9 protein-coding genes (1 of these 9 cut by a window edge) are annotated in these 8,177 nt (G+C 39.2%); 6 read left to right on the forward strand and 3 right to left on the reverse strand.

Annotated elements, in window-relative coordinates; translation table 11 throughout:
* Positions 1-235 precede the first annotated feature (235 nt).
* The 5 genes from V7137_RS08980 to V7137_RS09000 all read left to right on the forward strand — a co-directional run bounded on the left by V7137_RS08980 (position 236) and on the right by V7137_RS09000 (position 4,167).
* Positions 236-976, forward strand: coding sequence for an HAD family hydrolase (locus V7137_RS08980; RefSeq protein WP_335697765.1), 741 nt, complete (start codon positions 236-238; stop codon positions 974-976).
* A gap of 29 nt (positions 977-1,005) precedes the next feature.
* Positions 1,006-2,244 carry a metallophosphoesterase gene (locus V7137_RS08985; protein WP_335697766.1) on the forward strand — a complete coding sequence of 413 codons (1,239 nt, stop codon included), beginning with the start codon at positions 1,006-1,008 and terminating at the stop codon, positions 2,242-2,244.
* Positions 2,245-2,359: 115 nt separating this feature from the next.
* A complete protein-coding gene (locus V7137_RS08990) occupies positions 2,360-2,920 on the forward strand; it encodes a phytanoyl-CoA dioxygenase family protein (RefSeq protein ID WP_335697767.1) in 561 nt (186 codons plus the stop codon).
* A gap of 19 nt (positions 2,921-2,939) precedes the next feature.
* Positions 2,940-3,188 (forward strand): hypothetical protein, encoded by a 249-nt coding sequence (locus tag V7137_RS08995; protein WP_335697768.1) that lies wholly within the window; start codon positions 2,940-2,942, stop codon positions 3,186-3,188.
* A 16-nt stretch (positions 3,189-3,204) separates the two neighbouring features.
* A complete protein-coding gene (locus V7137_RS09000) occupies positions 3,205-4,167 on the forward strand; it encodes an acetylxylan esterase (RefSeq protein WP_335697769.1) in 963 nt (320 codons plus the stop codon).
* 188 nt (positions 4,168-4,355) lie between these two features.
* On the opposite strand, the gene V7137_RS09005 is transcribed toward V7137_RS09000, so the two are convergent.
* From V7137_RS09005 to V7137_RS09015, 3 genes are all read right to left on the reverse strand, one after another.
* A complete protein-coding gene (locus V7137_RS09005; protein WP_420490110.1) occupies positions 4,356-4,742 on the reverse strand; it encodes a glyoxalase superfamily protein in 387 nt (128 codons plus the stop codon).
* 285 nt (positions 4,743-5,027) lie between these two features.
* The gene (locus V7137_RS09010) at positions 5,028-6,656 is read right to left on the reverse strand and encodes an ankyrin repeat domain-containing protein (protein WP_335697771.1); all 1,629 of its coding nucleotides are present in this window, start codon (positions 6,654-6,656) and stop codon (positions 5,028-5,030) included.
* A 27-nt stretch (positions 6,657-6,683) separates the two neighbouring features.
* Complete coding sequence (locus V7137_RS09015) at positions 6,684-7,139, reverse strand: VOC family protein (RefSeq protein WP_335697772.1); 456 nt, start codon at positions 7,137-7,139, stop codon at positions 6,684-6,686.
* A gap of 367 nt (positions 7,140-7,506) precedes the next feature.
* On the opposite strand from V7137_RS09015, the gene V7137_RS09020 reads away from it, so the two are divergent.
* Positions 7,507-8,177: the 5' portion of a sugar phosphate isomerase/epimerase family protein gene (locus V7137_RS09020; protein WP_438825616.1), read on the forward strand. 100 nt of this gene lie beyond the right edge of the window; the window shows 671 of its 771 coding nt (coding positions 1-671); the start codon lies at positions 7,507-7,509; its stop codon lies off the right edge, out of view.

Raw genomic sequence — 8,177 nt, forward strand, 5'->3', positions numbered from 1 at the left:
CCTAGAAACATAGTAAATGCCCTTTATTAAGTCCCAAAAGCAACAAAGTTTACGAAAAGAGCCACAATAAAAGAATATTGAAGCAGTTTGACCACACGGGATTAATGAATAGTAAAAAAGCTAGAAATACTGATGTGAAGCAGAAAACTCAGTGAATTTCTAGCTTTTAATCTTTATCCATGTGGAAAAGTCAAGATGAGGAAAACGAATGACGTTTGTAAGGAGGTTATTACAGTTGGGGATTAAAGGTATATTGTTTGATAAAGATGGTACTTTATTGAAATTTAATGAACTTTGGATACCGATTGCAAATGAGGTCATCGAAGAGTTATTGGAGAGCATCGGATATAAGGAAAATGAAGCTTTAAAAGAAAAGTTAGGTGATTCGATAGGATTAAGGAATGGCAAAATTGATGAAAAAGGGTATCTAGCCAGTGGTACGTCTTTAGATATTGCCACAGCATTTAATCGAGTTTTACCTGAAAATATGCCCCATTTGCATCATTGGCTATCGGAACGGTTGTTACATAAGACAAGGGAACACATCGATAATGTAAAACCGGTATGCAACCTGGATTTACTATTCTCTACCCTAAATGACAAGGGTATTATCGTAGGAATCGCTACCTCAGATGACTATGAAACTACAAAACTTTGTTTACAGCAGTTAGGTATTGAGAATGCCGTCCAGTTTATTGGAACCGCAGATTTATATAAAAAAAAGCCTAATCCTGAAGTGGTTGAAGAGTTCTGTAAAAAGTTTCGTTTAAAAAGAGAAGAAGTAATCATTGTTGGAGATACGGTTATTGATATGCAGCTTGCTAAAAACAGTAATGCCCGGTATGGAATAGGGGTTATGTCCGGTATTGGCTCTTATAAAGAACTAAGCCAGTTAGCTCACTTTGTAATTCCAAGTGTCGATTATCTCATTGAACCAAACGATATGTTTATTTGGGAATTAAAAAATATTATATGATTGAAAAATTTTTTAGAAGGAGAAACGCAATGAGCAAGGATAAATCTCAAAATAAACCGAATTTAATTTTTCCAGTAATAAGTGATGTACATATTGATTCAGATCATAATCATACACTAGAAAAATTTATCACTACTTTAGAACAATTAAACAGGGTAGCTCCAAAACAGGATGCCTTTGTTGTTGTTGGGGATTTAACTGAAAATGGGGCAATTCAAGAGTATGATAAATTTATGTCTGCTTACAATTCTAGAAAACAATCAGATGCCGTTTCATTGATGGCAATCGGGAATCATGACTATTGGAATGAATTATCCGCAGCGGATGCCCAAAAACGTTATTTCGAGAAAACAGGGATGCAATCTATTTATTTTCACAAGGTCATTAATGGCTATCATTTTATTATTCTTGGAACAGAAGACGGTATAACGGAAGGAACGTATTCTTCAATACAAATTAAATGGCTGGGAGAACAGTTAAGGAAAGCACATGCAGATGATCCGAACAAACCGATTTTCGTCTTCCACCATCACCCTATGATAAACACAATCTACGGAAGCGAATGGGGCTTTTCTGAAAATAGAGATCTTTTCTATAATACATTGAAACAATATTCTCAAGTCATCGCGTTTTCCGGACATACGCATTATCCTTTAGATGATCCTAGAATCATCCATCAAAAAGATTTCACTTCAATTGGAACTTCTACAGGTGCTTATTTATTTCTTGAAAGCGGAAGAGTTCAAGGGGAAATACCTGAGGGTGCTAACATCCTGAACCAAGCTATGATTGTAGAGGTTTATGACAGCGAAGTATTGCTTCATCGCCGTGATATTCATAGGAATGATTGGATAGGGGAACCATTTGAAATCAGCTATCCTGCAAATAAACAGAAATTCAAATATACAGAATCGCGAGACAAAAAGGCACCTTTCTTTAAAGCGGGCTCCGAGATTACTATTGTCCATGAAAATACGACGTCTACCGGCTTGACAATCATATTTACTCAAGCTATAGATGACCTTCTTATCCATGACTATAAAATAGTAGTGAAAAAAGCGGAAACAGGGGAGGTAGCAAATCAATTCCTTGCCTTCTCAGAATTCTACAAAGCTCCTATACCAAATCCATTAACCTTGCCACTCGACGGATTACAGCCTAATACATTGTATGAGATTGAAGTCCATGCACTTGATTCGTACGGCAATGAAAGCCCCAACTCTCTTAAAGTGTCAGGAAGTACGTTAAAGGATGGAGTAAAAAAATAAATGATAGAAACAGGAAAAACTTCCTAATAGAGATCTTAATATGCATATTTATGGATGTTAATGGATGTGACCTATCTCACATTGAGGAACTATGATTAACTTGGAGGGAAATTAGATGTGTAAGAAACTTGATAAGATTCCATCTATGAATGAAAGTTATGAACTGAACTCGGGTCAAATCGAAGAATATCAAAAAAACGGTCACATTTGTTTAAGAGGTCTAGCTTCTTCAGAAGAGGTTTCCTTTTATGGAAAAGCCATCAGGGAGGTTGTAAAAGAACTCAACTATCATAAGAAGCCCATTCACGAACGGACCACTTACGGAAAAGCGTTCATTCAGATAGGGAATGTATGGGAAAAAAGTGAAATTGTTCAACGTTTCGTCATGGCTCGCAGATTTGCAAAAGTAGCAGCTGAGTTGATGGGTGTTGATGGTGTGCGGATCTATCATGATCAAGCATTGTTCAAGGAACCGGGAGGCGGGCACACGCCATGGCATCAAGATCAAATTTATTGGCCGCTTGATACAGACAAAACGATCACAATGTGGATGCCAATCGTTCCTATTACAAAAGAGATGGGATCCATGACTTTCGCTGCGGGATCTCAAAAAACAGGGTATGTCAGTAAAATAGAGATTTCGGATGAGTCTCACCGGACATTAGAGCAATATTGAAGGAAAAGGTTTCGAAAAAGTGACCTATGGTGCAATGGCCGCTGGCGATGCAACATTTCATGCCGGATGGACGATGCACTGTGCTCCAGGAAATCCAACTGACCGTATGCGAGAGGTCATGACGATTATTTATTATGCAGATGGTTCTATTGCTGCCGAACCAGACAGCAATGCTCGTAAAAATGACTTAGCTCAGTGCTTACCAGGAGTGAAACCAGGTGAGGTTGCTGCAAGTCATTTGAATCCACTAGTATATAGCAGTAAATAACGGAGGGGAAATGGTAATGGGCTATATTGACGATGTGACGAAGGACTTCTATAACTACATTCCTGCATTGACGCGGAGGGATGATTTCGATGAATTTTGGAAAAAAACAATTCAGCAGGCTAAGGCTATTCCTCTAAATGCTGAAAAGATTTTGGTAGATTATCCTAGTACTCATGTCAAAGTTTACGATATTTCCTATAATGGAATGGATGAGACGAGAATCAGCGGATGGTTTATTGTTCCTGCATTTATGAAGAAGGATAAATACCCATGCTTAATTCATTATCATGGCTTTTCTGGAAGTCGAGGAGAGCCTGCTGATTTTATGCATTGGATTACGATGGGCGTAGCCGTACTATCAGTGGATTGTCGAGATCAAGGTGGAAAAACCGGAAACAGTGCAGCATACACAAATGGATTTGTAATCAATAACGCCTGCAGGGGCGTCCATGATAAAGATGAATATTATTTCCGGGCTGTTTACATGGATTGTGTCAAAGCCATTGATTTTGCTATTGGTCAAGAGGAAGTGGATGCTTCCAAAATCGTCCTTGAAGGGACAAGCCAAGGAGGAGGGCTGGGAATGGCTGTCTCCGCATTGGATGATAGACCAGTGCTCGCCATGGTTGATGTACCAAGCAATAGCAATCTTGTTAGTCGTATTGAGGGATATCATGGCGCCTTCTCAAGTGTGGCTGAATATCTCAAGATGCATCCGGGCGAAACGGATTTGGTCATGGAAACTTTAAGCTATTTTGACACCATGAATATGGCAGACAGAATTAAATGCAGAGTCCTTGCTTCGGTAGCCCTGAAAGATGAAGTTTGCCCCGCGCAGATGTATTTTGCCACATATAACCGTATTTACAGCGAGAAACAAATGGTAATTTACCCCTTTAATGGTCATGAAGGCGGGGGTTCCGTTCAAACAGAAGTAAAGCTGGCGTTTTTAAAGAAGCATTTTCCTGATTGGTTTTAAATAAAACCTTTATTTTACTACAAAAATTAGTAGAATCCATTTTGAAAAAAGATTGATCAAAATGGATTCTTTTTATGAAGCAGTTAATTTTACAGCTTGCTAAATATATAGGTAGAAAATAATCAATCTTTTTATAAAAACGAAACCTACAGACAAAGCCATCCCAGTATTAGGGTGTAATGTTATGATTAAATGTTCTCAAAAAACACAATTCTATTTCCGAAGGGGTCTCCAATGCACACCTCCTGAGTATTCCAAGGGGTTGTTTCGATGCCAGGACGAGCATATTTGTATTTCTTTGATATAAGGTTTGAATGGAGTAACCCTAAGTTTTCTACCTCAATTCTAATAGCAGCTCCAGGACAGCAATCTCCGTGATACTCTGAAAGATGAATAATACAATTTTTATATGATATTTGCATGTATAAAGGTAGATCATCTTCAAATCGATGCACCCAATCTAACTCAAATTCCAAAAATGTTAAATAAAATTCTTTGGCTTTTTCCTCATCAAAAATACGCAGGATTGGAGTGGGGCTTTTCATAGTTATTTTAGATGTGCTCATTATATACATCACCTTTTCTTATATTTGTATTTGAACTTACAAATGTAAAAAGGATATTCAGGAAAAGCATTAAATAAATCCTTTTTGCTCTATGAGATCATGTATACCACTGTGCCTGAATTCCGAGCATGTCGAATTATCGTCCTTTTTCATTCATCAATGCAGAGTGGTTTCCTTGTTCGATTACTTTTCCATTTTCTAAAACAATAATACGGTCAGCTAGTTTAGCTACCCCAAGCCTGTGTGAGTTAATAGTTATTATGGCGATTTTATTCACTTTACATCTATTTTCAGTTATGAAAGCATTTCTACGATCGCTGAATGACCTTTTCGTTTGGCCCAAGCCATTGGAGTCGCCCATTCTGGAATACCTTTTAAAACTCTCTTAGCGCCCTGCTCGAGAAGAAAAGCGACCATCTCTGTTTGACCATATTTGGCTGCCCATCCCAACGGTGTTGTGCAATACTCATCATCTACCGTATTAATATCCGCACCGTAATTAATCATTAACTTGGCTAGTTCCATGTTTCCTTGAAGTGCCAATAAATGCAAGTAACTCACGCCCATCCAATTGGTAAGATTCGGATTGGCACCATGATCAAGCAGCAACTTTACCATTTCTTTGTCGGAAAAGCGTAATGCATAGGTCATATAGTTGCTGGTATACCAAGGACCATTTAATTCTACATTATGCTTTAAAAGCAGACGGACGATGTTCGTGTAACCTTCACTGACAGCCTGTGTCAATGGTCCAAAGTCACCCGCATTCATTTCGGAAGGTTTTACAGCTACTATCTCGCCAACTAAATCCAATTTACCCAAAGCACAAGCGCCAGTTAACGTTAGAGCCCCCCCTGAGGCATACAGCAGTTCCACCATTTCTGTATGACCCTTTAACATGGCAATAAATACAGAATTTCCAGATGACTCAACTTCAGCATTCGCATCAGCACCGTGTTTCAATAACATGTTGACAATGGACAAATGATTCCTGCTTGCCGCAGCATGTAATGCAGCGCCCTTTGGTGCATCCTTTTCTGCTTGATTAGGATCGGCGCCGTGATCAAGTAATACTCTAACGGATTGTTCGTTACCATGTTTTGCGGCGTAATATAGTGCTGATCTTCCAGAAGCGTCTAGAGCATTGGCCTGTGAAGGTTCTTTTTTAAGAGCTTCGCCTACATATTCTGTATCCCCAATAGCGGATGCTATATAAATATCGTATTGAGCCCCTTTTGATATAAGGTAACCCAGTATGAACCACTGGTTTTGTATAGACTCTGCTGGTAAATCTCTATTAGAGCGGTAAAAGTAATCTCCTGCTAATGCCAAATGAACCACCTTACAACCGTCGGCTCTTTTCGCCTCCAAATCAGCACCTTTTTCAATTAAAAAATCTATCAATTTTATTTGTCGGGTGAGTACAGCCCAATGGAGAGGAGTATTCCCCTGCTCATCGCTTGAATTGATAGCTTCTGAATTTATATTTATTAATCGTTTAAGTTCTTTATCATTTTGTTCTTTAATAAGAGCTGCAATGGATTCACCTAATGAATTGCTATTTAGAGTTTGTTGAAGATGATCTTCCAATATCCCAATGATGCCGGTATACCCTCGGTTTTTGGCCTTTTGTAATGGTGCATCTTGCCAGCTTATCCCTGACTGAGCAGTTGCATCAGCGTTATACTGAAGTAAGATATTCACAATATCTTTATGTCCCTCCCTAACTGCAAAATGCAGCGGAGAAAAATACGCCCAATTGCAATTTGCCAATGAAGGTTCTTTACTTAAAAGATCTCGTACAATATTCGAATTCCCAGTTATACAGGCAACCAACATGTTCCATACGTCGTTTCCCCTTCCTCCACAGAACGATACAAATTTATCTGTTTTCAATATGTCTGGCTGAATGATTTGGTTCATTAAAACAACACCCCCAAAAAAATGTGTTCAGCAGTTGCTTAGTGGCTTTCCAATCTCCCAATGATAGCCAAAAGGATCGACCAAGCGCCCTACACGCCAGCCGTAACCTTCACTTACAGGAGCGACTTCGGCTGCTCCAGCTGCGAGTGCCTGTACAAACATCGAATCTGGATCATTGACTGATACAATCATGCGAAAAGATCCTCGAGCGACAGAATCAGGGCTAGAGTCGGGGTCTTCTTGAATCCAGAAATCCGCTCCCCCTAACGATAATTGAGCGACAATCGGCTTCCCGTCATCGTCATTAAGACAATACAGCTCTACAACTCCAAAGGCTGCCTGATAATAATTTATTGCCTCCGCCACGTTACTTACTGAAAGCCAGGGGGCAATATTAGTCTTGTTTAGCTCTGACTTCGACGAATAGCTGCTCATCTCTGCATCTCTCCTTGAAATATCGGTTGCCTTATTGAAATGAGGCATGAGTATCTCCTCCTAATTTCACTTATCGTTTGGTCAATGTATTATTTTCGGTATAGTCACCTTCATTCCCTTTTTATATGGAGAAAACATAAGCAGGTCAACTAAAGAGAGTTCTGCGTCCAAAAAAAGAATCGGTTCTCATTATGGATGACGGACGTTGTTCTTCGAAAAACCCGCAATAACAAATGTTTGTCGTCATAAGATCTCTAACTTAGAAAAATATTAAAATAGCAAAATAATAGATGTTTCAATTATATAATCTATGTTCATTTCACCTTTCATTATGTAAGATGAAAGCAAATTAGTAATGTTTTAATTTAAATAGAAATGAGGATATAAGATGACATCTATTCGGGTAGCAGTACAAATGTTCACATTGCGCGATGAGAGTGAAAAAGACTTTGCCGACACTTTAAAAAAAGTGGCCGAGCTTGGATTTGATGGGGTTGAATTTGCTGGATATGGCGGATTGACTCCGAGAGAAGTAAAAGGGTTATTGGATCAATTCGGTCTTCGCGCAGTCTCCAGTCATGTGTCTCTCGAAGAATTGGAAAACAATTTGGCACAAGTCATTGAAGATCAAAAAATATTAGGCAGCAAGTATGTGGTCTGCCCTTATTTAATGCCGGATCGTCGAAGTGAAGATGACTATCAGGCTCTTATTCCGTTATTGGATCAAGTGGGCGAAACATGCGCCCAAGAAGGCATAACTCTTCTTTACCATAACCATGATTTTGAACTAGAGCGACTGTCGGATGGGAGAATGGCACTTGAGGCCATTTTTGACGATACCAACTCAGACAATGTACAGACAGAGCTTGATGTGTACTGGCTGACAAAGGCTGGTGAAAATCCAGTCGAGTGGCTGAAACGTTATAAAAACCGATCACCACTTGTACACCTGAAAGATATGACAACTGATGCAGAACAATTTTTTGCAGAGCTTGGAACAGGCGGCGTTGATATTGAAGCTGTACTAAATGCAGGCGATGAATCCGGTGTTAAATGGTGGGTTGTCGAACAGGATATGAGCCGCCG

The organism is Neobacillus drentensis, assembly GCF_036962765.1.
Lineage (GTDB): Bacteria > Bacillota > Bacilli > Bacillales > Cytobacillaceae > Neobacillus > Neobacillus drentensis_C.

Excerpts from the sequence above, each read along its gene's own strand:
- V7137_RS08985 (WP_335697766.1), top strand. The coding sequence starts at position 1,006 with ATGAGCAAGGATAAATCTCAAAATAAACCGAATTTAATTTTTCCAGTA.
- V7137_RS08990 (WP_335697767.1), top strand. The coding sequence starts at position 2,360 with ATGTGTAAGAAACTTGATAAGATTCCATCTATGAATGAAAGTTATGAA.
- V7137_RS09000 (WP_335697769.1), top strand. The coding sequence starts at position 3,205 with ATGGGCTATATTGACGATGTGACGAAGGACTTCTATAACTACATTCCT.
- V7137_RS09005 (WP_420490110.1), bottom strand. The coding sequence starts at position 4,742 with ATGTATATAATGAGCACATCTAAAATAACTATGAAAAGCCCCACTCCA.
- V7137_RS09010 (WP_335697771.1), bottom strand. The coding sequence starts at position 6,656 with ATGAACCAAATCATTCAGCCAGACATATTGAAAACAGATAAATTTGTA.
- V7137_RS09015 (WP_335697772.1), bottom strand. The coding sequence starts at position 7,139 with ATGCCTCATTTCAATAAGGCAACCGATATTTCAAGGAGAGATGCAGAG.